We start from the raw sequence: 22,753 nt of genomic DNA, 5'->3' as shown, positions 1-22,753 counted from the left end.
CTCACGGCCTAGGTTCTTGCGATCTCAAGGTAATGCCACGAAGGTCCTTGATGGAAGCCCCCGACCTCTGCCAACACAAGCAGAGGTGGCCAGAGCGCGGTGGCGCACTATCTCATCGCGCTCGACAGGCTCGACGAATGTATGGCGAGGTTCGGACATTGTCCGCAAAGGCTGTGAACGACCATGATCTATTTCACGGCCGACACACATTTCAGCGATCCGCGCATTCTGCGCATCGATCGTCGCCCGTTCGGCTCGCTGGCAGAACACGATCGAGCGCTGATTTCGCTCTGGAACCAAACCGTCAGCCCGGACGACGAGATCTGGCATCTCGGCGATTTTGCGAGGGGATCGGCCGAATTCGTTTCATCGCTACTGTCTTCTCTTCATGGCCAGAAGCATTTGATCATCGGCAACAACGATGGCGCAGCGACCATCGGCGCCGCAGGTTGGGCCAGCACTCAACATTATAAGGAGCTGACGATAGACGGCCGGTTGCTGATCCTTTGCCACTATCCTTTTCGCACCTGGAATCAGATCGGCAAGAAATCGATCGATCTGCATGGCCATTCCCACGGCAGACTGAGCCCGGTTACACGCCAGTACGACGCGGGCGTTGACAGCTGGGATTTTCGCCCGGTCACCCTTTCCGCCATCCTTGCAAGCCGACGGCGGCGAACCGTCGGCCGGTATATTCAACGCAAGTGATCAAAACGCAGATCATACCGGCTGTTGCCTAATGGCTGGTATTCTGCGTCGCGCGGTTGAGAAGCGCTTACGGCGACCAGATTTGCCATGAACTCTGCACGCAGTTCATCCTCGTGTCCGAGATAACGGGGCGAAAAGTGCATCGGCACGGCATGTTCAACACCTGCAAGCCTGGCGATAGTGCCGGCTTCGGCTGCCGTGAGATGCCGCTTCGCTGCGGCCAGCTCGCGATCTTCCTGCAGGAAGCCCGCCTCGATAAACAACTGGTTCGCGCCGTGCGCAAGCGCAACGACACGAGCAAGATTTGCCTCATTGAAGGCGAGATCGGTCGCATAGACAATCCTCTGCCCGGGACCGGTTCTCAGGGCTCCGGCACCGAGCAGTTCGCCGACCGAGATATGCCGATCCGCGGTTGGCGCCAGCGTCGTTTTCGGATCAGCCCCGCGCCGGACCGCACGCTTGGCTTCGCTCAACCAAGGTCCGACGCGCAAACCCAATGCTTTCAGTTGCGGTTTTTGCACATTGACCCGGATCTTTTCCTGAAACGCGAATGCAAGGCATGGAACGCCATGGTCAAGCATTGCTGCTTCGACACGGAAATCGGGATCATCGAGCAGGACATTTCCTTCGGCTGAGGTCGAGGCAGTATCCTCTCGAGCGAAGCCCGATCGCGCCCGAAACAGGCGGCAATGATGAAATCCGCCCGGCGTCCAGTCGCAGGCAGCTATCATGAAATCGTGGGACCGTTCGTCGAGGAGATTCCACGTGTATGCGTTGAGCTTGGCTTGCACGGCCGCGGTCAACCCAGGCGGGCCGAAGAAATGCACTGTTCTATTCCTGTATAGAAATAACCGCAGGAGCCGATCGAAGCCGGCGAAATGGTCCATATGCATATGTGATACGAATACATGGCTGACGCGCAGGATTTCGCGCGGCGAAAGTGGCGACAGATCACCAATGTCGAAGAGCATCGCCCGGTTGCCGAATCGGAAATCCAGAAGGAGCCCCGCATCCGAGAAGGGGTCGTTGACCAGGCGCGGCTGAGCCAGCAACGTCACCGAATTCACCCGATACTGTTTTCGAATTTCGCCACCAGGCGCTCACCTTCAGACACGATCTGGACCTCACGTCTGCCCCTCTAATCGCGCGCTCCGGGTAGCGGTTCCCAACGTATTTCGTTCGAGAGGACGCAGAAGTACGGCGAGCCCGGCCAAGCCAGGCTGAACGTTTCTGCCATCTTGCGCGTTCTCTTGGGTCGGACCGAATCGCGGGCCGAAACATCGGCAATCCGCGGCCACAATGAGGTAGCACCGGAACGAACGAGATGACCGAGCACAGAGGCACTCAGCCGAGCGAGGCAAAAGGCACCGTAATCGCATTCTCCGCGCCGGGCTGCGAGCCCCTCTACGCTCACGAACGGGAAGCTATGGCTGCCGTTGCCCGCACGATTGCGAGTCTCAAGGGATTTGCCTTCCAGCAGGGTCTGGGCAACAGCGGCGGCAACGGCTTGTATTTCGTGCCGGACGACAGTTTGCTTGCTCCCGATGCGGCACGGCTAGGTATCAACGGGCCGCAGGATCTCTTCGGCGGCGTGGTGCCTTGGCGCTTCGCAATGACCAAGGCGATAACCCATGAAGTGGTCGACGGCTTGGCCAAGCGACCGAAAGAATGGTCAACCGACTTCGGCAGAACTGTCAGCGCAGCAGTATTGCCTGGCTACACGGTATTTTCGCGGCACGATGCGCTGCGAGCAGCGCAACGCCTGTTGAGGCTCGGGCCGGCGCGACTTAAGCCACCGCTTTCCTCGCGAGGCCAGGACCAGCACATTGTTCGCACGGTCGCTGACGTCGAGAGACTGCTCGAGCGATACCGCTCCCACGACTTGGACGAGTGCGGTCTGGTACTCGAAGCGGACCTTCGTGAAATCGTAACGTTGAGTGTTGGTAGAACGGAGATCGATGAAATCATGGTCGCCTACTACGGCACTCAAAGGACGGTGACCGATAATGCGGGACAATCCGTTTACGGCGGATCGGATCTCATTGTAGTGCGCGGCGGATGGGAAGCTCTCCAAGATCTTCAGCTTCCTCGCGCACTAGCTTTGGCAATTGTGCAGGCGAAGGCCTATGACGCGGCGATGGCGGAGTATCCTGGATTTTTCGCCTCGCGGCGCAATTACGATATCGGCCAGGGGGTCGACTCGTCGGGTACCTGGCGATCCGGCGTGCTCGAAGCCAGCTGGCGCATTGGCGGCAGCAGTACCGCCGAACTTGCGGCAATAAAAATCATGAAGCAGGACCCGGACATTCAACTCGTGCATGCGTCCGCAGTTAAGGAGTTCGGCAATACCAGCCGGTTACCGGTGGACGCGGACGTTCACTTTCAAGGGAAAGACCCCGATGAGGGTCCGATTACGCGCTATACCGTGGTCACCCATGCGACCCGGGAGCCGCCAAGGAAAGCGGCCGATTAGCATCGTAGACTTGCCCTGCGCCGTCGATGGTCGCTGCACAACTCTGTGCCATTTGCGCGGGCCAATGAGTGTCAAATTTAGGATCGCAAAACGCTTAAGGACCAGGGAACATCCGTGGGCGGCTTGAGTTGTTCGGCATAACCTAAACCCAATTCGAAGGAGGGAAAAGTGATCGAGGTTATTTCTGCTCCTGAGAACGTCGCCGCTTTTCGCGTTGCGGGAACCCTGACCGCGGAGGACTACGATAAAGTCATCCCGGTCATCGAAGAGAAACTGAGCGCACATCAAGAGATCGGCATCCTGGCCGACCTTACGGATTTGGAGGACATGACGGGCGACGCCTTGCGCCGCGATCTGCAGTACGGTTTGAGCAAACTTGGCGAATTCCACCCCTTCCAGCGTGCCGCGGTGGTGTCCGAAAAACAGTGGATCAAGGCGGCTAAGGAGATGACGGGCGCGCTTTTCCCGCAGATCGAGGCGCGGGTGTTCCCGGCGGACGAAAAGACCCAGGCGTTGGAATGGGTAGCCGGCGTCCAATAGCGGTATCTAAGGAGCGGCCATGCCAACCATCTACAACAAACGACAGGATTCGGAGGGCTTGTGGGAAGTCTATGACGACGAGAGCGAGGAAGCCGTCGTAGTTGACGGTTTGCCGCTCTCCGGCCTGGATGAAATCGAAGCCGACGAAGCCATTAGAAAACTCAAGCGGGGCGAGGTGACCTCCGACAACATTCCGCCGACGGCTCAGTCTGGGTGGCCTCCGACCAAAGACGGGCTATGATGGGCTCAAGCTGTCTTGACTCGAACCGAGAGCGGACTGTTCCAGAGTTTCAAGATCCGGTGTTCAGAACACACTTGCAGCAGCGGTAACTGCGCTAAACCCTGCTGTTCATCGGCTTTGAACATTCGGCCCCAGCCAAGACGCGCTCGTATTCCTGGAGGATCGCGACAATCCGTGATCCCGATCGCTGTACATTTCGGACCAAGCCCGTCGGATCAGCGCGAGCCAGGTTGCACGGGCCACATTTCCGGTGCATTCTCGCGGTCGTCAATGACCAAACAGTATCTTAACCACCAGTTGGAGTGCCCTTACTGCCTGACAATAAGGCTGAGGATTCCGGCCGACGCCGGTCCCGAGGACATGATCGTTTGCGACGACTGTGGCGAATTCCTGGGTACATGGGATGATCTGCTTACCGACTTTGAGAAGCAGGGCGGACAGGATGGAGTGTTCCGTCTCGACAAGGGCCGTATCAGACGGATCGATTGAGCCGATTGCCCGGCGCGGGCCGATCGGGGGCGGGCCCGAAAGGCCGGCGCTGCGCCTTCGCTCGCCAGCGTAACCCTTTGCAGCACCTGATTATGCGAACCCGGGGCCTCGGAAAATTTCCGGCGGCTCGAATCATCAGGGAACTTGTTGCCGGCCGGCGGGGTTATCGGACGCCTTCCTAGTTAGGGAGGCTAACTCCAACCCAGCGGGAGAAGACCATGCCAACTGCGAAGAAAGCCGCGAAAGCGACAACCAAGGGTCTTGAGGACCTGTTCCTCGACGGGCTCAAAGATCTTTACTACGCCGAAAAGAAAATCCTGAGGGCCCTGCCGAAAATGGCGAAAGGTGCGGAGTCGGAAAAAGTGACTGCGGCCTTCGAAAAGCATCGTATGGAAACGGAAGCTCACGTCGATCGCCTCGAGGAGGTGTTCGAGAAATTTGGCAAGGCAGCACGCGGCCAGACCTGTCCGGCGATCGACGGCATCATTGAAGAAGGCTCGGAAATCCTCGAAGAATATGAAGGTGCTCCTGCGCTCGATGCCGGACTGGTCGCAGCTGCGCAAGCCGTCGAGCATTACGAGATTGCCCGTTACGGTACTCTTGTCGCCTGGGCAGAACAGATGGGAAAGGCCGATGTCGTCGCTCTTCTCAAAGCGACGCTCAAGGAAGAGGTCGCGACAGACGAAGCGCTGACGGGTCTGGGCGAGGGTGGTGTCAACGAACGTGCCCTTCAAGCGGCTGCGTAATTTCTAGGGCACCGGCTTGCGGTGCCCCGGCAAGGGATCGCCAGCGGCTCCGCTCCGAAGGTACCGTGCTTACCATCCGAGATTCTTGACCCGCCTGATTGACCGGCAGTTGCAGGCAATTCGCCTGCAACTGCCAGGTTAGTTGACAATTCAGGCGCAACGCTGGGACTTGATTGGCTGGAATTGAAATCCATACAGGGCGCCAATGCCTTCAAGCTCACTGCCCAGATATATGGGAAAGAGCAGGACGATGGATCCCCTGTTGTGGATAGATTTCCTAGGGACAGTTAGCTTGGTGCAGACTCCGCCCGGCCCTGACGTTCCTTCCACAATTTATTGACCCGGCTTGAGGATCGGTAACCCTGCAATTGCTGTTACTGGGTGGCACGCAAAAATCACCGGCGCATTGGTGCTAGCGCACAACGCGCTCGCGTCCAGTGCGGTTGGCGGGTGGATCCTGAAGCAACCAAAGATACGGCTCTGGCAGCAGCGCATCGCGCGGCTGTTTTATCATTGGTCTGGTCATTCGCATGGCCGTGAGTGGCGGAGCGACCGGTTAATACAGCCCGGCTATCCATTCGCTCCGGCCTCACAGTCGGTAATCAAACGGCGGGCCGTTGCCCGCCTTCCATGGTTCAGTTACTCTCGCCGCCGAGCTTTTTGACATTGCTGCAGAATTCAGGGTGGGTGTTGGCGGCGTTGGCGTTTGCCGCCTCGTCATCGCAGACTTTTGTCATTGCCGTACGATCCTCGTCCGTCAGCGCTTTCCAAGCTGCCGTGAACTCGTCGTCGGACCGCATGGTCGTCATGCTAGAGTCTGTGTAGAACGGCTCCATCTTTGCGGGGTCATCCAAGGCAGACGTGCCTGAGTCGGGGCCTGCCGCGAGAGAAACGCCGCTTACCATAGAAAGCGCCATCGCGCCTAGACAGATCATCTTGTAGCTCATGACAAGATCCTTCCGTTGTTACTGGTCGCTAATGCAACGACCTGCTGGCAAACGGCCTGTTTCAGAAAAGGTTCCTTTCTCACTTGCTTGTACGGCGCTTGACCGGTGCTTCTACAACCCGGATGGCCATCGCCAAGAGCGCGCTTACCTCTATCCTAAACTGGGACGAAATCTGCTAGCGTTCCTTAATCGCTAATCACCAGCTACCATTGGCGTCGATCGAGCCGACGCCATGCCGCGCTCTTCTGTCGGCGAAGAAAGTGTAAGATGAAGCAGAGCGGTGTTGTCTTGCAAGAAGATGGCGCGCGGGCGACGCCAGTTCTCGGCTTCGATGTCCATATATGGCGGATCGCCCTCGATGCTCCAATTTCACAAATGGACCTGACCGCGCTTAGCCCAGCTGAATTGACCAGGGGCAGGCGGTTTGTGTTTGAGCGCGATCAACGACGCTACTTGGCAGCTCATGCCGCCTTGCGCACTGTGCTGTCAGTTTACATCGGCCAAGCGCCGGAAGAGCTTGATCTGCGCCAGACCTCTGAAGGAAAGCCTGTCCTTGCGGACCGGAGCCTCGCCTTCAACCTCTCGCATTCGGGGGAACTTGCCCTTGTGGCCGTGGCCGCCGCCGGACAGGTCGGCGTGGATATCGAACTCATCGCCCCGCTGAGCGACGAGATGTCCATCGCCCGCTCTCTGTTCGCGCCCGGGGAGGTCATGCAGCTTGAGTCCCTGACGTCAGACGCCCGTCGCCTGATGTTCTACCGGTTTTGGACTTGTCGCGAAGCCTTGCTAAAGGCCGCAGGCGTCGGCCTCTCCGGAGTGGGACTTGAAATAGGCATGGAGGCGAACGGCGAGGCCTCTATCCTATCACCGCCCCTTGGGCTGATTGAGCCGACCAGGCTTAGTGAGTTCCGTCCAAGCGAACACCATGTGGCCGCCGTTGCCTGGAGTGCACGCGGTCCGCAGGCGGCCGCGCGTGTCTTCGACTTCGACAATACGGCTTTCCTTGACGCTTCAGCAATTGGACGTCGGCTAGCGCCTGCTATTAAGCCTAGCCCGGAAGATTGAGCGCACGGTGCTCCTCTTAAAAATAGTAAATCGGCTTAAAAAAGCAGTCGGATCGGCTTAAAAAGCAGACATATTGGCTTAAAAGCAGTCAGATCGGCTTAAAAGACACATCTTGCGACAAAGATGCTTGCCTGGTGAATTTGCGCTTGGAGCTTCCGCGAGGACATGCATTTAAATACACCGTGGGTTGTGCAACCTACGGTGCATAACTAGGCGGGGGTGTGGGCATGAACATTCATCGTGGGGGCGATGCGCCCCAGCACGTCATTGACTCTACGCAGCCAGTCGCGGTTATCGGGATCGGTTGCCGGTTCCCTGGAGGGATTCAGGACGCGGAATCGTACTGGAACTTTCTCCTGGAGAAGAACTGCGGCATCGTTGATATCCCGGCGGACCGCTGGAACGCCGACGCCTTCTACGATCCGGAGCCCGATGCGCGGGGAAAGATGCGGACGCGCTGGGGCGGATTTCTTGCCAGCGATGTTTTCGGCTTCGACCCGAGTTTCTTCGACATGTCGCCCCGCGAGGTGACAACGATGGACCCGCAGCAGCGCCTGGCGCTGCAAGTGGCGTTCGAAGCCGTCCAGGATGCCCATCGCACATTGGCCGATCTGCGTAGCGCACGCACCGGTGTATTCCTTGGCATCTCGACCAACGATTTCGCGCAGAACCTTCGCCGCGGACGTGTCGGTGGCGGGGATATCTTTGCCGGCACGGGTTCGGCGTTCTCGATCGCAGCTAATCGAATCTCCCACCGCTTCGATCTGAAAGGGCCGAGCATTGCCGTCGACACGGCATGCTCGTCGGCGCTAGTTGCCATCGACCAGGCAGTGCGTCACCTGAGCACGGGCACCTGCGACATGGCGCTGGCAGGCGGCGTCAACTGCATGCTCGATCCGGGTCCCTTCATCGCATTCTCCAGCGCCAATATGCTTTCGCCGACCGGCGGCATCTACACGTTCGACGAAAGGGCGGACGGCTTCGTTCGCGGCGAAGGCTGCGGCTTCGTATTGCTGAAGCCTCTCGACCGCGCAATTGCGGACGGCGACCGGATCTATGGGGTGATCCGTCATTCGATGGTTAATCAGGACGGATATACGCCAACCCTGACGTCTCCGAGTGGGGAAGCGCAGCAAGCGATGCTGGAGGCGCTCGTAGAAGGCGCTTCCATCGATCCGGCGGATGTCGACTATGTCGAGGCTCATGGAACCGGCACACCGGTCGGCGACCCGATCGAGGCGGCTGCCATCGGCCGCGTGTTCGGTGTGAATTCACGACCAAAGCCGGCCTATGTCGGATCGTTCAAGCCCAATCTCGGCCACCTCGAATCCGCTTCCGGTATCGCTGGTTTCATCAAGACCGTGCTGACGGCGACCCATGCCATCGTGCTGCCGAACCGGAATTTCGAGCGCCCGAACCCGAGCATTCCCTTCGACGCGCTAAACATCGCCGTAGCAACGAAGCCGACGCCAATCGACCATCACGGCCGACCGGCCCTGGCGGTGGTCAACTCCTTCGGCTTTGGCGGAACCAATGCCTCGATCGCCGTGGAAGGATGGCGGGGACTGTCGCCGAGCGTCAATCGCGCGCCAAGGCCGGTAATAGCCGGCCATCCGATAGCCGTCCCGATCTCGGCCGGCAGCACAGCGGGACTGGAGCTGTGGGCAGGCCGTCTGGCGGATGCTCTGGAGGAGGGGGGCTCCCTGGCGGAGACGCCGGTCGAAGATATCAACGCCCATTTGAGCAGCGCGCGCGATAACTTCGCCCAACGGGCCGCGCTTATCGTCGAGCCCGAGCGCACCGCGCTCCAGACCCAGCTGCGCGCATTGGCGAAAGGAGCCGTTGAGCAGAACGCGGAAGGGCCGACCATCATCACCGGCAGGGCCTCCTCCAACCGTCGGCTCGCCATCGCCTTCTCGGGCCAGGGCGGCCAGTGGTGGGCCATGGCGCGCCGCCTGTTGAAGGAAGACCGCGCGTTTCGCCGAACGGCCGAGATGTTCGACGAGGTGCTGCGTCCGATGGTCGGCTGGTCGACCGTCGAGGAGATGCTACGGGACGAGACAAAGACCCGTATCAACGATGCCGATGTCACGCAGGCCTCCATCTTCGCCACACAGATTTCGCTCTACGAGCGCTGGATGAAGATCGGCGTGCGGCCTGAGCTTCTGATCGGTCACAGTTTCGGCGAGGTCGCGGCCACGTATGTTTCAGGCGTCATCGATCTCGGGACGGCGGCCCGCATCATCGCCAAACGCGGCCTCATACCGCTGAAAAGCGAGCGGCGCGGTGCAATGGCCACGATAGGGCTGACGGTCCAGCAGCTCGAGCCTTTCCTGCCCGACGACGAAAGCGTCGTCATTGCTGCCTATAACGGCCCGATCGCTCAGACGATCTCCGGCATGGAGGACGCGGTGCTTGGCCTGCTGGCCAAGGTCGCGGAAGCCTATCCCGACGCGACGGCCCGCCGCATGACCATGGATTTCGGGTGGCACAGCGCGCATCTGGAAGATTGCAAGGAATGGTTCCTCGGCGAACTTGGTCCGGTTGCCTGGAAGGAAGGCGGCCTGCCGATCATCTCGACTGTCACCGGCATATTCGAAACGAAGTTTGACGCTGACTACTGGTGGGCCAATTTGCGCCAACCTGTCAGCTTTACCAAGGCATTGGACTTCACCCTCGATTTCGGCATCAATACTTTCCTGGAAGTTGGTCCGCACCGCACGCTGACGCCGCTCATCCGAGGCATTTCGCAGGAACGTGGGGCAGACGTCGCCGCGGTGAACTCGCTCGATCGCAAAACTGATGATTTCTGGACGCTGGCGCGGGCCGAGGGCAGCCTGCACGTTGCCGGTGTCGAATTCCACCGGCCGAAACCATCGAGCGGTCGGTTGGCCATTCCCAAACTGCCCTGGAACAACCAGCGCCTGCTGAACACATCCGAGGAGACCAAGAGCTTCCTGTTCGAGGCGCCCCGGCACGCTCTGCTTGGATGGCGCGACTTCACGGCGGGACCGTCCTGGACGAACGAAATTACGCTCAGAGGCTTCAAATTCCTGGCTGACCACCGCGTCAGCGGCGACTGCCTGTTCCCGGCCGTCGGTTACATCGAAATCATGGGTGCCGCGCTGCGCGACCATTTCGGATCCGAGTCCGTGGAGCTGCGCGATTTCAAACTGTACGAAGCGCTTTCCATCGCCGAGGACGACGTCATACTGGTCACGACGACGTTCGATCCGATCGGTAGCAGGCTGCGCATCTCGACGCTCCATCGGGATTCGGAAGACGGCTGGAGGACGCGTGCCGAGGCCTATGGCTTCAGCCACAAATACGAACTTGCACCAGCTCCCGCTGACCTCCTGCGGGATCGCCCAAGCCTTGTCGAAAAGACGGAATTCTACCGTCTCGCCGAACGGCACGGCCTCGAATACGGCCCGTATTTCCAGTCAGTGAGCGCGCTCGATATTATCGGCGACCGCCTGGTTGCCAGGCTGTCGAGCAAGGATCCCAACCTGTCGAAGCAGTATTTCGCCTTTCCCGGACTGCTGGACGCCGTGCTCCAGGCCGGCATCGGCCTGGCTTCGCATAAAGACGGCGTGTGGGTTCCTGGTGAACCGCTGCCGCCGGCGAATGAAGACAAGGCCCAGTACCAGCTGCGCCTGCCGACCGGGGCGCGCAAGATCCTGCTGAGCGCCCCGATGACGCCCGACGTGATCGTCGACATCCGGCCGGGCCTCGATCCGTACTCGATGCGGTTCAGCGTATTCTCGCCGGAAGGGCAGTCGTTGATCGTTCTCGACAACCTGCAGACAAAGGCGCTGGGCAAGGTCAGGGGCGGCAGGACCAAACAGGGCGCCGGGTCCGTCTCCAGCGTTTTCGAGGAGCATTTCGAGAAGCAGGAAGCCAAACCCGCAGCACCCTCATTGCGTTGTGCTCACTGGCTGGTGGTGGGTGACGGAACGCAGCGCCTGGAAGCCACATTGGCCGAGTTGGTCAGCCGCGGAGTGACGGTCGAAGTCGCAAATCCCGCGCCGTTTTTGAATCTCGATGCGGATCAAGCGCTCGCCACGATCCGGGCATTCATGACCAAATCGGAGGGGAAGGGTGGCATCCTGTTCAGCGCCGACGTCGCCGAGACGCTCGACGAAAAAGCAGGCGGGGACGCGCTTCTCGCCACGATTACGCCTGTCGTCCACCAGTTGATCACACTTGGAAAGGTCGTCGACCGGCTGCACAGCTCGTCCGAACCGCGGCCCGAACTGGTTGTCTTCACGTCCGGCAGCCGGCTCATGCAAGGTGACCAGCCGATGAGCCTTTCCGGCCTGAGCGAGAGCGCCTTGATCGGTATTTCTCGCACAATGGCAAACGAATTCAAGGGTTTGAGCATCCGTCTTATCGATGCGGATGCCAGGTCGCTGCAGTCAGGGGTAACGACTTCGGACGCCGTGCTGGAGGAAACCGCAGAAACGGAATTCGTCCTGCGCGGCGCCGAACGGTATGTCCCGCGTCTGGAACAATTGGCTTTGAACGAAGTCGCGCCGTCGCGGCGGACGCTGGAGACCGCGCGGGATTCTTCCAACTTCGCCGTCACCATGACGGGACCCGGCACCATAGACAATATCGTACTGCGCGAAATCGCCGATCCCGAATTGGCGCCGAACGAGGTCATGGTCGAAGTCGCCGCGGTCGGCCTGAATTTCCGCGACATTATGGCGGCTACCAGCATCCTGCCGGACGAGCTGGAGAATGACGAGGCGTATTGGCGCAATCTCGGGCTGGAGTTCGCCGGGACCGTTCGCAAAGTCGGTGATCGGGTGACCAATCTCAAGCCTGGCGATCGCATCATGGGCATGGGCAAGGGCTATCTCAGACGCTTCGCCAAGATCCGGGCGGATCTCGCCATGCGCGTGCCCGACGGCATCGATCTGATCGAGGCCGCGACCCTCCCGACAGCCTTCCTTACCGCTCACTACGCTCTCACGCATATCGGCAGATTGGCGGAGGACGAAACCGCGCTCATCCATCTGGCTTCGGGTGGCGTCGGCCTCGCCGCCATCCAGGTCGCGCATGACGTGGGCGCTCGAGTCTTTGGCACTGCCGGCAGCGACACGAAACGCGCCTTCCTGAAGAAACGGGGCGTGGATGAGGTCATGAACTCGCGCGCCCTCGATTTCGCCGACGAGGTGCGTTCCCTGACGCGCGGCCGCGGCGTCGACGTGGTGTTGAACGCGCTGTCTGGCAATGGCATCGACAAGAGCCTGGAATGCCTGGCGCCGTTCGGCCGCATGGTCGAGATCGGCAAGCGCGATCTCGCCGACGACAAGCCGATCGGACTTCGCTCGCTCTATCGCAATAACGCCTATTCGGTCATTGATCTCTCGACGCTTCCCGTGGAGAGGGAGAAACTCTTCAGGCAATTGCTGGCGGAGGTGGAGGCAAAGGTTGCCGCCGGGGCTTACAAGCCGCTGGAGGCGAGCCGTTTCCCGGCATCACGTGCTGCGGAAGCCATGCGCATGCTTTCGCGAGCGCTGCACATCGGCAAAGTGATCGTCACTTTCGACGAACCTTCCGTGGACATCGAACTTGACCTCGCCGCACAGTTCGCCGTCTCCGCTCAGGCCTCCTATCTCGTCACCGGTGGACTCAAGGGCTTCGGCGTCGCGATCGCCGATTGGCTGAGTCAAAAGGGCGCGGGAACCATCATCCTTGCCAATCGAAGCGGTGTTCCCGATGCCGAAGCGGCTGCAGCCATCGATATCATGGAGCAGCGCGGCACGCGGATCGTTCGCGCGGCTTTGGACGTGACCGATGCAGCAGCCGTCGACAGGCTGATCGGGGAACATGCTGCGGGAGACGCCCCACTGCGCGGCATCGTGCAGGGCGCTGCGGTGATCGAGGATGCCTTCGTCTCGCAGCTCGATGCAGGCAAGATCGACCGCGTGCTGCGGCCGAAGATAGCCGGCGGATGGAACCTGCACGTCGCCGTCGTCGAACATGATATTCCCCTCGACTTCTTCGTGAATTTCTCCTCGATCGCGCAGGTTATCGGTTCGTCGGGGCAGGCCAACTATACGGCGGCCAACTCTGTTCTGAACGCAATCGCCACGTATCGCAGAGGTCGCAACTTGGCTGGCTCCTCCACGGCCTGGGGCATGATCGCCGGCAGTGGATTCGTCGCCAGGTCGGAAGCAATGACCAACTATCTCGACAGCGTCGGCATCAAGCCGGTGCAGGATTCCGAAGCGGCGGCAGCCTTGTCCTATCTGTTGCGCGCCAGATCGGAGAACCTCGGCTTCGCCCATATCGACTGGGCCGCGATCGCACGTACGAACCCGGGCGCAGCGACGAACCCGAGGATTTCGCCGCTGCTTGGAGACAGAACCGGAGGGCGGTCTCGCATTCAGGCCGAGCTGGCGGCCGCGCCACGCGAGGCGTGGGACGACTTGCTTGCGGACATGATCCGGCGCGAGGTGGCGAAAGTCCTGAAGGTCGAGGCAAGCGCCCTGGCTGATGACCGCAAGCTCAGCGAACTCGGTCTTGACTCTCTGTCGTCGTTCGAGCTGAAGAACCGCGTCGAGGCCCAGGTCGAAGTCGACATCCCTGTCGCCAAGTTCCTGCAGGCGCCGACGATCGCGGGGCTCGCCCGTCTCGTCGCGTCCGCCTTTGAGGCGAAGCTCAAGGCATCCGCGTTGCTGGTCTCGGCCGCACAAGTGAGTCCCGACGGCGCTGCAGTGCAGGAAGCCTTCCGGCCTCTTGGCCGCCAGGTCCATGCGATGATGCTGGATGGACGGCCGATGTCGTCGGCCGTCGCAAAGGCCGACAATCAGATCCTGGTCGAGACGAGCATCGCGCCTGGCGTGTCGCTGGCCACGCTTGCGTCAAGACTGGCTCGACTGGTCGAGAGCCACGATGCGCTCCGGATGACGGGTGCGACATCGGCGTCCGGCGCGGTGGAGATCGGTTTCGAGGCCCAACTTGTTGTTGAAGTGCTTTCGCCGGGCGGTCGTTTGGGCGATGTCGCGCTCCCTGGTCCGCTGTGGCGCATCGGTGCGTGGCAGCGGCAGGATGGCGGTCACGAGCTGCAAGTCCGGGCTCATCGCGCGGCTGCCGACGCTTTGTCGGTTCGTCTTCTGCTCGCGCAGCTCGCGCAAGACGAGGAGGAAGCGGTGGAAGCCAGGCCCAGTTTTGCCGACCATGCACGCGCGGTCCATCCGATGCCTGGATCGAGCGAGTATCGTCGCGATCTCGCCTACTGGAAGGAGATCCTTCACTACGCGCCTGCGATCGTACCGATACCCGGCCGCAGTCGCGCCGCGTCTCCCGCCGGTATGGGATCGAACCGGGGCCGTGTCGGGCTGCTGGAGATCACGCTTCCCGCCGCAGCGTTCGCGCGGAAATCGGAACTGCCGGCCGCGCGCTTCCTGACCGCCTATGCCAAGACCTTGGCAAACCGCTTCTCCCGCCGGTCGTTGGTCGTCGACCGCTGGTATAGCGAGCGCGGGGAGGGGACACCAAACGGATTGATAGGCCCCCTGGATGGGTCCTATCCGGTTGTCCTGCGAGCCATGGATGAACCCGGTTACGATCTGCTCAGGAAGGTCGAGCGTGCCGACGCAAACGGTCACGCGCACCGGTCAATGGATACGTCGTCCCTGGAACTGGCGCTCGAAGAGGACCTGCGCGTTCGCCATATTTCGCTGCGCCAATTCGGCTTCGCTTTCCTCGACGGGAGCCAAGTTACGGCGCTCGCCGCTCTCGACCATCCTCTCGACGCGGTCGCCGCATCCGCGCACGAGATCCAATTGTCCGCAGCGGTCTGCGAAGCCGCTGTTGTCTGCCGGCTGACGGTGGATCTCGACGTCGTCGAGGAAGCAACGGCGCGGTTGCTGTTCGATGAGTTTCTCGGCGAGCTTTCCTCCCAGTTTGAAACGTCAGGCCCCCTGGTACCCGACGCAATGCTCTGGAGGGTGCGCGAGTGGTCTGGCCAGCCGAGTGCGAGCGCGGATGTCGAGCGCTCGCCGCTCGAGGGCGTGCCCAACGTAGAAAGAGAGATTGCGGTGACCAGCACGCAACTGGGGTTGCTGCGTTTCCAGGAACATCCGGACGCGACTTCGCATGCCCGTGCCGCGTTCCTGGTGAGCAAAGAGTTCAAAATCCGGCCGCAGATGGACGCCGACCGTCTCAGGCGAGCGATCGAAACGATCATGGCGCGCCACGAGGTGATGCGTACCCGGTTCTTCCGCAAGGGGGCTGGATACGGCGCTTATCTGGAAAGGACGCCGACGGAGTTCTTCAGGGTCGAGCAAGTTGCCGATGAGGCCGAAGCAATGGAGCGCGCAACGGAACTTGCGCAGGAGCGCATAGACATTGAGGCACCGATGTTCCGTGTCACCGTCATCCGGTTCGGCTCCGAGAGCGACCTAATCGTCGCCAAGGCACATCATCTCGTCGTTGACGGCTATTCTCTCGGCCTCATCGTCGAGGAGACAGTCAAGGCTTATCTCGGCCTGCCGCTTGATCCCGTGGAAATGAGCATCGACCGGTTCATCCGGGATTTTGACCATGTCGGAAAACCCGGCTCGTTCGAACGGCGCGACGCATTCCTGCGCAAGGTATTCGCCGAGCCCTTGCCGGATATTCCCAATCTCGGGCGCAAGGCGAAGGGCCGGCGGACGAATGTCAATCTGGTCGATTGCAGCCTCGGCGAGGGCGTGACGCTCTCGATACCCGGCGACCAGCAGGATGTGCTGCGCAAGCGTGCCAGGGCAGCCGGCACGACGGAAACGGCCATGATCATCGCGGCTTTTGCACACACCATTGGTGCGCGGGGTGGCGTGGATGATATGGTCCTGCAGATCCCAGCTGCCTTGCGCCACGACCGGAGGCTGGAGAACTACGTTAACTTCGTCGCCTCGGACGTGCCCGTACGCGTGCGTCTGTCCCGGTACGAGACGCTCGAAGCACTCGCCGTTTCCCTCGGAGAAGGGATCGACGAGGCCATCCAATTCGCGCCCTTCATGGATTCGAATTATTTCGGGGACGTTCATGACGATGTCGTGGCCAAGGGGTCCTACACCTCCCTCTTCGTCGTCGGCACCCAGACGGTCGAAAGATGGACGCAGGCCACGCAGTCGGCCCCGCTTCAAAGGGCCAATGCAACCGGCGAGCTCGACCTCGGCATGTTCAAAGTAACGCCCCTGCCTGACATGCGGCGAGAAAAGCCACGCACCAGCGAGCTAGACCTGCGTACCTATCCGAGCGGGACCGGTCTTGGTCTGTTCATGACATACGATCTGCTTGGCTATGACGATGCGGAGGCGCATGACATTCTGCGGGAGGTCATCGAACGGCTGGTGGCCGGCCAATCGACAGTCGATGCCGTTGAGCAGGCGGCGGTGTAGTATTGCGCAATTCTTGGTTGACGGGGCCGGCCGAAGCCGGTGCGGGTAAAGTCACGTGGTTCGCTTCATCTTAATCTTGTTTGCCGTTCTGGCGGCAGTCGGGCTCTTTTCCGGATGGTACATCTGGCCCGCTCAGGTCGAGTCCTATGTCGCCCAGCAAAGGCTGATCGCGCGTGAGATCGCCGGGCCTGGCCTGCTTGGCGCGACCAATCAGGTTGTCGTGACGGCACGGATCCAGGCGTTCCTGGCCGAGGTCCGCGTCGACCGGAATGACGAAGTGAAGGCAGGCGACGTACTCGCCACCCTCAACGCGACCGAACTCGAATACCAGCTCGCCGCCGCGGTCGCCAACGACCGGGCCGCTGCGGAGAGTGTGCGCGAGGCCGAGCTCGAGCGCGACCGGCTGGCCATCGCCGCCGGCACCGCTCAGGCCGATTTGGGGCGCAGGAAGCTGCTGCTGGCCAGCAAGTCGATTTCCAAATCTGAGTTTGACCTCGTCGAGGGCACCCAGAAGCAGGCTGAGGCCGCGTTGGCGCGAGCGACTGTTACCATCGAGCGTGCAAAGGCCCAGGCCGCGGCCGCGACCGCCGAGGTCGAGCAACTGCGGAGCCGCGTCGGCGAAACCTCCATACGCTCCCCGGTTGACGGTGTCGTGGTTTCCCGCAGTCGTACAGTCGGCGACCTGCTTTCACCGGGCGTCGAACTGATGCAGATCGTCGATCCGAAATCATTGCTGGTCTTTGCACGCTTCGATGAATCCGCAATGGGGTCGCTTCGGCCTGGGCAGGTCGCGAAGGTCACGTTCTCATCGAATCCGCAGCGGCCCTATGCCGCTTCGATCCTGCGGATCGGCCGGCAGGTCGACCAGGAGACGCGTGAGTTCACAGTCGATCTGAAACTGGACGAGGTGCCTGCGAACTGGGCGGTTGGGCAGCGTGCGAGCATCATCATCGAAGCGGAATCGCCATCGCCGGGCATCGCCGTGCCACAGCGTTTCCTGGCCAGGAACCAGGGGCGGGTGGGTCTATGGGTTGCCCGCGAAAGCCGGGCCTTTTGGGCGCCCGTTTCACTGGGCTATTCCAGCGGCACCGATATCGAGATCACGCGCGGCCTGAAAGTCGGGGATGTGGTGCTCAGTCCGACAGGCCGCTTCCAGTATCAGGCGGTCAACATACAGGTATCAGGCGGGTGAACCTCGCGATCAAAGATATCAGGCTCAACCTGTTGAGGTTCATCCTGACTGTCTTCGGCGTTGGCCTGCTGATGGCGGCGACGATCGGCATGCTGGGCATGTATCGCGGCATCGTCTACGAAGCACTCATCGTGATCGATGGCATTGGTGCCGACCTCTGGGTCGTCGAAGGGGGAAAGTCCGGGCCGTTCGCCGAATCCTCCGCCGTTCCGGCCAATCTCGATCGCCGCGTGGCCGGCGTGGCCGGCGTTGCGGCAACGCGGCGGTTCATCCAATACAATCAGCAGTTCGATATCGACGGGGCTCCCCTGCGCATGTCGGTCACCGGAGTCGACTATCCAAGCGACAGTGGTAGCTGGATACCGTTGATCGCAGGCCGTCACGTCCAGTCGAATCGTTATGAGGCCATAGCGGACAAAACTCTCGGCCTGGCTGTTGGCGACGAGATCCGGCTTGGACGGGATAGCTATACGATTGTCGGCGTGTCTACCGGGCAGGTCGACATGGGTGGCGACGGTCTACTGTTCGTCACCATCCCGGACGCGCAGGTCATCAATCAGCTCCTTCCAAGCGAAGCGATCCTCCTCAACCGCGCTGCCAAGGGCAAGACACGCATGGGTCTCGGCGACGATACCGGAAGTGTCGCCGCGGTGATCGTCGAAACTCTCCCGGGCGCCGACAAGGAGGTCGTGCGTGACGCGATCAAGCGCTGGGGTGATGTCGAGGTCCTGACTCAACAGGACCAAGAAACGCTTCTGCTGGACGGCCGCCTCGGCAAGCTCCGGGTACAGATCCTGGCTTTCACGACAATGACGCTGCTCATCTGCTGCGCCGTCATAGCGCTGACCATCTATACGATGACGATCGAGAAGGTCGCGCAAATAGCGCTTTTGAAGCTGATTGGCGCTCGTGACAGGGTGATCATCGGCATGATCGCGCAGCAGGCGGGGATGATCGGGTTTTGCGGCCTCGTTCTGGCCATTGCCATCTCGTTCACGATCTATCCGAGGTTCCCGAGAACCGTGCTGATCACCGAATCCGACCTTGGCGTGTTGTCGCTGGTGCTCATGGCGCTCAGCCTTGCGGCCAGCTGGTTTGCGATCCGTCGCGCGCTCGCCGTCCGTGCCCAGGAAGTGCTGGCCTGATGTCGCAGCGCCGCCTCGCCACGCTGGAGGTCCGCAGCGCCAGCAAGGTCTATGAGAGCGGCGGTTCTCCGGTCACCGCTCTGGCTGAAGGTTCACTGACCTTGAGCCCCGGCGTCGTCAGCGGCATCGTCGGGCCCAGCGGCTCGGGCAAGACGACGCTGCTTATGATCGCCGGTCTGCTGGAGACTCCGACCACAGGAGAGGTTCTGTTCGACGGCAAGGTGATTTCGCGTCCCGGTGCTAAGCTCAACGAGCTGCGGACCTTCAGGCGGACCCACCTTGGCTTCGTGTTCCAGAAGGCGAATTTGATCCCTTTTCTCACTGCCGCCGAGAACGTCGCTATCGCCATGCAGGTCAACGATGTCGGCCGACAGCAAGCGCAGTTGCGAGCCGCGAGGCTGCTCGATGCGTTGGGCATGGGACATCGCCGCTCCAACTATCCGTCCCAGCTTTCCGGCGGCGAGCAGCAGCGTGTTTCGATCGCGAGGGCCCTTGCTAACGATCCCACAGTCATTCTGGCCGACGAACCCACCGCCGCGCTGGATGGCACGCGGGCGGAGATGGTGATGAAGGTATTCAGGCATCTGGCGGACAGTCGCAATGTCGCAATCTGCGTTGTGACCCACGATACGCGCTGGATGACCTACTTCGATTCGACGCTCGAACTCGAAGACGGCCGAGCACGGAGGTAGGCACCCGCCGCTGCGAATGACCGATAGCCGGACACCGGTATGCTGCATTGTCGGCCAAGCGCTGCCGGTGAATGGAACATCTGCCGACGATTGCCGTTGATATGCTCGTCAGGCGAAAGGGCTGCATATGTCAAAACTTCAGGCGGCAACTCCAGAGCATTTGCAGCGGCTCAAGCTCGAGGCGTCTGCTTTTTTTGGTCCGAAAGTGCTTCACGAGGCCCTATTGCGGCTTTGCCACGCTTGCGGAAGCGATAGTCTGGAACGGTTCGAGAAGACGATGGTCGATCAGATCGAGGCAATGCGTGATGACAGAGCTGATTTCGAGGCAATGAAGGAATTTGCCATCGAACAGCTTTACGCCTGCGTCCGCGAGGTCAGTTCTTCACCGAAAATGAAACAGCCGCTGGAGGAAGCAGAAACCCGAAGGACACTTGGTCGGTCGGAAGAGCCGAAAACCCTGGAAGACCAGTTGCAGGCCGGGCTTGAGGACTCTTTTCCCGCGAGCGACCCGCCTGCCGTGGTGTCCACAGCGATCTCCGGCGGGGCGAAAAAGCTGGTCGGGACTGACGAAGTCCTGAAAAAACAGCGAGAGGAAACGGCTAAGAACAACGGCCGGTCATAGACGGCCCGGTAAGAGCGGGGCGGATGCTTCCGCCCGCATGGTCGCCGGGGTTCCCGTCTACCATGCAAACAGATGGCCAGCATGCACCCGCGTCAGAGCTTGACGGCCGCCTCCCGCGCCCACAGCCGCAACTTCCCGCAAGCCTGGACAAATTTCTCAGCCGCCTCTTCTGATTCCAGCCTTATCAGTCCTTCATCCGCATCCGCCTCGACACCTGCCCTGGCCAGGAGTGGCTCGGCTTGCGGCGTGAACCCGATGAATTTGCAATGCGCGAAGGCATCGGAAACGAAATCCTTCGCCGCGGCTTCCTTGGCCAGCAGTTCGGCGCCCGGTTCTGACAACATAAGCACGACCGCGTCGAACAGGACCGATGGTCCGCCGTCGATCATGTGCCTCGCTTCGATTTGCGTACCGTCGGCCGCACTTACGCCGCCGACCTTTGCGGCGACAACCTCCATGACCGCGCCTTCCGTTTCGACCGCGGATCGAAGTTGCTCGAACATCGCGGCATCCACGCCGTCGCTGACCAGCACGCCAACCTTGCGGCCTCTGAAGCTCTCCGGTCCGTTTTTGATGATGCTGAGCGCCGGCGATGGCTCCAGGTCGTCTCGCGGCGGCACGGCAGCGTTTGCCGGATTGGGCATCTTTCGAATGCCAAGCTTGTCGGCGACAGTGGCCGCCAGAGCCTCGTCGACGTTCAGCAAATGGGAGACCATTCGTTCGCGGATTGCCGGTGTTTGGACCTTGCTCAACTCGAATGTCAAAGCCATCGCGATGTGGCGTTGTTCCGGAGGCGTCTGGCTGTTGAAGAACTGCCTCGCCTGGCTGTAGTGGTCGGCGAAGCTTTCCGCCCGCAGCCGCACTTTCTGGCCCTCCTCGGCATCGGCAAAGGAACGGAAACCGCGCTGGGGTTCTTCGCGCGGACCCATGCCCCACGAATTTGGCTCATAATTGGCACGGCCTACCGGATTGCGCATGGCCATGTGTCCATCCTGTTGAAAATGAGCGAACGGGCATTTCGGTGCATTGATCGGAAGGTGGGTGAAATTCGGGCTGCCCAGCCGTTTCAGCTGGGTATCGAGATAGGAAAAGTTGCGTCCCTGCAGCAGCGGGTCATTGGAAAAATCAATGCCGGGGGGCACGTTCTGCGTCATGAACGCAACCTGTTCGGTCTCGGCGAAGAAATTATCCGGCATGCGATCCAGGACCAGTCGCCCCACGGGGATCGGCTGGAGGATCTCTTCGGGAATAATCTTGGTGGCGTCGAGGACGTCGAAATCGAAGCTGTCCGCAAAGTCCTGATCGAAGAGCTGTACGGTAAGTTCCCATTCAGGGAAGTTGCCGGACTGGATCGCCTCCCACAGGTCGCGGCGATGGAAATCCGGATCGGCGCCATTGATTTTGACCGCTTCGTTCCAGACTACCGACTGCATGCCAAGCTTTGGTTTCCAGATGAATTTGACAAAGGTGGATTCGTTGTCCGCGTTGACGAAGCGGAAGGTGTGGACGCCGAAGCCCTGCATGAAGCGGAAGGAGCGCGGGATCGCACGATCTGACATGATCCACATGATCATGTGCATCGATTCCGGCATCAGGCTGATGAAGTCCCAGAAATTGTCATGCGCAGTTTGGGCCTGCGGGAAATCGCGGTCCGGTTCCTGCTTGGCGGCATGGATCAGATCGGGAAACTTGATCGCGTCCTGGATGAAGAAAACCGGGATGTTGTTGCCGACCAGATCCCAATTGCCTTCCTTGGTGTAAAGCTTGACCGCGAAACCGCGCACGTCGCGGGCCAGGTCGAACGAGCCCTTGTTGCCGGCGACTGTCGAGAAGCGCACGAAAACCGGCGTCTTTTCGCCAGCACGCTGAAAAATGTCGGCGCGCGTGTATTTAGCGAGCGATTCATAGGTTTCGAAATAGCCGTGTGCCCCGTAGCCGCGAGCATGCACGACCCGCTCGGGTATCCGCTCGTGATCGAAATGGAAGATCTTGTCACGGAAGTGGAAATCCTCGATCAGCGATGGCCCACGCTCGCCGATCTTCAGAGTGTTCTGATCGTCCGAGACAGGCGTTCCGAGCGCAGTGGTGAGGACAGGGGTCTCGCCTCCCGCCGTTTGGTGAAACTCACCGCCGTTTCCACGCCCGACATTTTGGTCGCGACTGCTTGCAGGCTGAGTTTCTGAACGCTGCCGGGACTGGGCCATGGTTTATCGCTCCTCGATGGATGAAGGCCGGAACCACCGGCTCAGGGCGTCGAACTGCCGATGCGCAGCTTTGTTCCAGCAAAAGACCGGCGCCTTTGCTTGCGGAACAATGGCGAATCGACGTCGCTGGCTGCCCACTGCGGGCGGACCCTGGCAGTGTTCTAATCGGGCGGCCTCACTGCAACAGAACTCGGCCGCACAGAGACGGGTGTGCGTTCGCCCAATCCAAGATTTTCTAGCGACTTATTTCGACGTCCGGAACGAACCCAACCTTCATGCATTTAGCTAGGT

15 protein-coding genes are annotated in these 22,753 nt (G+C 60.7%); 12 read left to right on the top strand and 3 right to left on the bottom strand.

What is annotated here, in order from left to right:
• The first annotated feature begins 183 nt into the window (after positions 1 to 183).
• Positions 184 to 708 carry a metallophosphoesterase family protein gene (locus ACWTU7_RS01755; RefSeq protein WP_455837478.1) on the top strand — a complete coding sequence of 175 codons (525 nt, stop codon included), beginning with the start codon at positions 184 to 186 and terminating at the stop codon, positions 706 to 708.
• Here the strand turns inward: ACWTU7_RS01755 and ACWTU7_RS01750 are convergent.
• Positions 696 to 1,766 carry a ribonuclease Z gene (locus ACWTU7_RS01750; RefSeq protein ID WP_455837477.1) on the bottom strand — a complete coding sequence of 357 codons (1,071 nt, stop codon included), beginning with the start codon at positions 1,764 to 1,766 and terminating at the stop codon, positions 696 to 698. The genes ACWTU7_RS01755 and ACWTU7_RS01750 overlap by 13 nt on opposite strands.
• A 266-nt stretch (positions 1,767 to 2,032) precedes the next feature.
• Between ACWTU7_RS01750 and ACWTU7_RS01745 the strand changes: the two genes are divergently transcribed.
• From ACWTU7_RS01745 to ACWTU7_RS01725, 5 genes are all read left to right on the top strand, one after another.
• Positions 2,033 to 3,181 carry a DUF3182 family protein gene (locus ACWTU7_RS01745; protein WP_455837476.1) on the top strand — a complete coding sequence of 383 codons (1,149 nt, stop codon included), beginning with the start codon at positions 2,033 to 2,035 and terminating at the stop codon, positions 3,179 to 3,181.
• A gap of 168 nt (positions 3,182 to 3,349) precedes the next feature.
• Positions 3,350 to 3,721, top strand: coding sequence for an STAS/SEC14 domain-containing protein (locus tag ACWTU7_RS01740; RefSeq protein ID WP_455837475.1), 372 nt, complete (start codon positions 3,350 to 3,352; stop codon positions 3,719 to 3,721).
• Between the two features lie 19 nt (positions 3,722 to 3,740).
• Positions 3,741 to 3,962, top strand: a complete 222-nt coding sequence (locus ACWTU7_RS01735; protein WP_029356137.1) for a hypothetical protein — start codon at positions 3,741 to 3,743, stop codon at positions 3,960 to 3,962.
• A gap of 270 nt (positions 3,963 to 4,232) precedes the next feature.
• Positions 4,233 to 4,451: a hypothetical protein gene (locus ACWTU7_RS01730; RefSeq protein ID WP_455837474.1), complete on the top strand. Its 219-nt coding sequence runs from the start codon at positions 4,233 to 4,235 to the stop codon at positions 4,449 to 4,451.
• Positions 4,452 to 4,669: 218 nt separating this feature from the next.
• A complete protein-coding gene (locus tag ACWTU7_RS01725; RefSeq protein WP_455837473.1) occupies positions 4,670 to 5,197 on the top strand; it encodes a YciE/YciF ferroxidase family protein in 528 nt (175 codons plus the stop codon).
• Between the two features lie 635 nt (positions 5,198 to 5,832).
• Here ACWTU7_RS01725 and ACWTU7_RS01720 read toward each other — a convergent pair.
• On the bottom strand, positions 5,833 to 6,144 hold the full coding sequence (locus tag ACWTU7_RS01720; RefSeq protein ID WP_095519798.1) for a hypothetical protein: 312 nt from the start codon (positions 6,142 to 6,144) through the stop codon (positions 5,833 to 5,835).
• A gap of 267 nt (positions 6,145 to 6,411) precedes the next feature.
• On the opposite strand from ACWTU7_RS01720, the gene ACWTU7_RS01715 reads away from it, so the two are divergent.
• The 6 genes from ACWTU7_RS01715 to ACWTU7_RS01690 all read left to right on the top strand — a co-directional run bounded on the left by ACWTU7_RS01715 (position 6,412) and on the right by ACWTU7_RS01690 (position 20,258).
• Positions 6,412 to 7,209 carry a 4'-phosphopantetheinyl transferase family protein gene (locus ACWTU7_RS01715; RefSeq protein WP_455837472.1) on the top strand — a complete coding sequence of 266 codons (798 nt, stop codon included), beginning with the start codon at positions 6,412 to 6,414 and terminating at the stop codon, positions 7,207 to 7,209.
• 227 nt (positions 7,210 to 7,436) lie between these two features.
• A complete protein-coding gene (locus ACWTU7_RS01710; RefSeq protein ID WP_455837471.1) occupies positions 7,437 to 16,607 on the top strand; it encodes an SDR family NAD(P)-dependent oxidoreductase in 9,171 nt (3,056 codons plus the stop codon).
• A 55-nt stretch (positions 16,608 to 16,662) separates the two neighbouring features.
• Complete coding sequence (locus tag ACWTU7_RS01705) at positions 16,663 to 17,799, top strand: efflux RND transporter periplasmic adaptor subunit (RefSeq protein WP_455837470.1); 1,137 nt, start codon at positions 16,663 to 16,665, stop codon at positions 17,797 to 17,799.
• Entirely contained in the window at positions 17,796 to 18,944 is a 1,149-nt protein-coding gene (locus ACWTU7_RS01700; protein WP_455837469.1) for an ABC transporter permease, read from the top strand. Before ACWTU7_RS01705 ends, ACWTU7_RS01700 begins: the two co-directional genes overlap by 4 nt.
• On the top strand, positions 18,944 to 19,636 hold the full coding sequence (locus ACWTU7_RS01695; protein WP_455837468.1) for an ABC transporter ATP-binding protein: 693 nt from the start codon (positions 18,944 to 18,946) through the stop codon (positions 19,634 to 19,636). Before ACWTU7_RS01700 ends, ACWTU7_RS01695 begins: the two co-directional genes overlap by 1 nt.
• 127 nt (positions 19,637 to 19,763) lie before the next feature.
• The gene (locus ACWTU7_RS01690) at positions 19,764 to 20,258 is read left to right on the top strand and encodes a hypothetical protein (RefSeq protein ID WP_455837467.1); all 495 of its coding nucleotides are present in this window, start codon (positions 19,764 to 19,766) and stop codon (positions 20,256 to 20,258) included.
• Positions 20,259 to 20,350: 92 nt separating this feature from the next.
• On the opposite strand, the gene katE is transcribed toward ACWTU7_RS01690, so the two are convergent.
• Positions 20,351 to 22,462 (bottom strand): catalase, encoded by a 2,112-nt coding sequence (gene katE, locus ACWTU7_RS01685; protein WP_455837466.1) that lies wholly within the window; start codon positions 22,460 to 22,462, stop codon positions 20,351 to 20,353.
• Between the last annotated feature and the right edge of the window lie 291 nt (positions 22,463 to 22,753).

It is taken from the genome of Mesorhizobium sp. BHscii (assembly GCF_053848065.1).
This window is presented reverse-complemented; position numbering and strand designations above follow the sequence as displayed.

What these genes read in the sequence shown, in the direction of transcription:
- ACWTU7_RS01755 (WP_455837478.1), top strand. Translation starts at nt 184, where the DNA reads ATGATCTATTTCACGGCCGACACACATTTCAGCGATCCGCGCATTCTG.
- ACWTU7_RS01745 (WP_455837476.1), top strand. Translation starts at nt 2,033, where the DNA reads ATGACCGAGCACAGAGGCACTCAGCCGAGCGAGGCAAAAGGCACCGTA.
- ACWTU7_RS01735 (WP_029356137.1), top strand. Translation starts at nt 3,741, where the DNA reads ATGCCAACCATCTACAACAAACGACAGGATTCGGAGGGCTTGTGGGAA.
- ACWTU7_RS01730 (WP_455837474.1), top strand. Translation starts at nt 4,233, where the DNA reads ATGACCAAACAGTATCTTAACCACCAGTTGGAGTGCCCTTACTGCCTG.
- ACWTU7_RS01725 (WP_455837473.1), top strand. Translation starts at nt 4,670, where the DNA reads ATGCCAACTGCGAAGAAAGCCGCGAAAGCGACAACCAAGGGTCTTGAG.
- ACWTU7_RS01720 (WP_095519798.1), bottom strand. Translation starts at nt 6,144, where the DNA reads ATGAGCTACAAGATGATCTGTCTAGGCGCGATGGCGCTTTCTATGGTA.
- ACWTU7_RS01715 (WP_455837472.1), top strand. Translation starts at nt 6,412, where the DNA reads ATGAAGCAGAGCGGTGTTGTCTTGCAAGAAGATGGCGCGCGGGCGACG.
- ACWTU7_RS01710 (WP_455837471.1), top strand. Translation starts at nt 7,437, where the DNA reads ATGAACATTCATCGTGGGGGCGATGCGCCCCAGCACGTCATTGACTCT.
- ACWTU7_RS01695 (WP_455837468.1), top strand. Translation starts at nt 18,944, where the DNA reads ATGTCGCAGCGCCGCCTCGCCACGCTGGAGGTCCGCAGCGCCAGCAAG.
- ACWTU7_RS01690 (WP_455837467.1), top strand. Translation starts at nt 19,764, where the DNA reads ATGTCAAAACTTCAGGCGGCAACTCCAGAGCATTTGCAGCGGCTCAAG.
- katE (WP_455837466.1), bottom strand. Translation starts at nt 22,462, where the DNA reads ATGGCCCAGTCCCGGCAGCGTTCAGAAACTCAGCCTGCAAGCAGTCGC.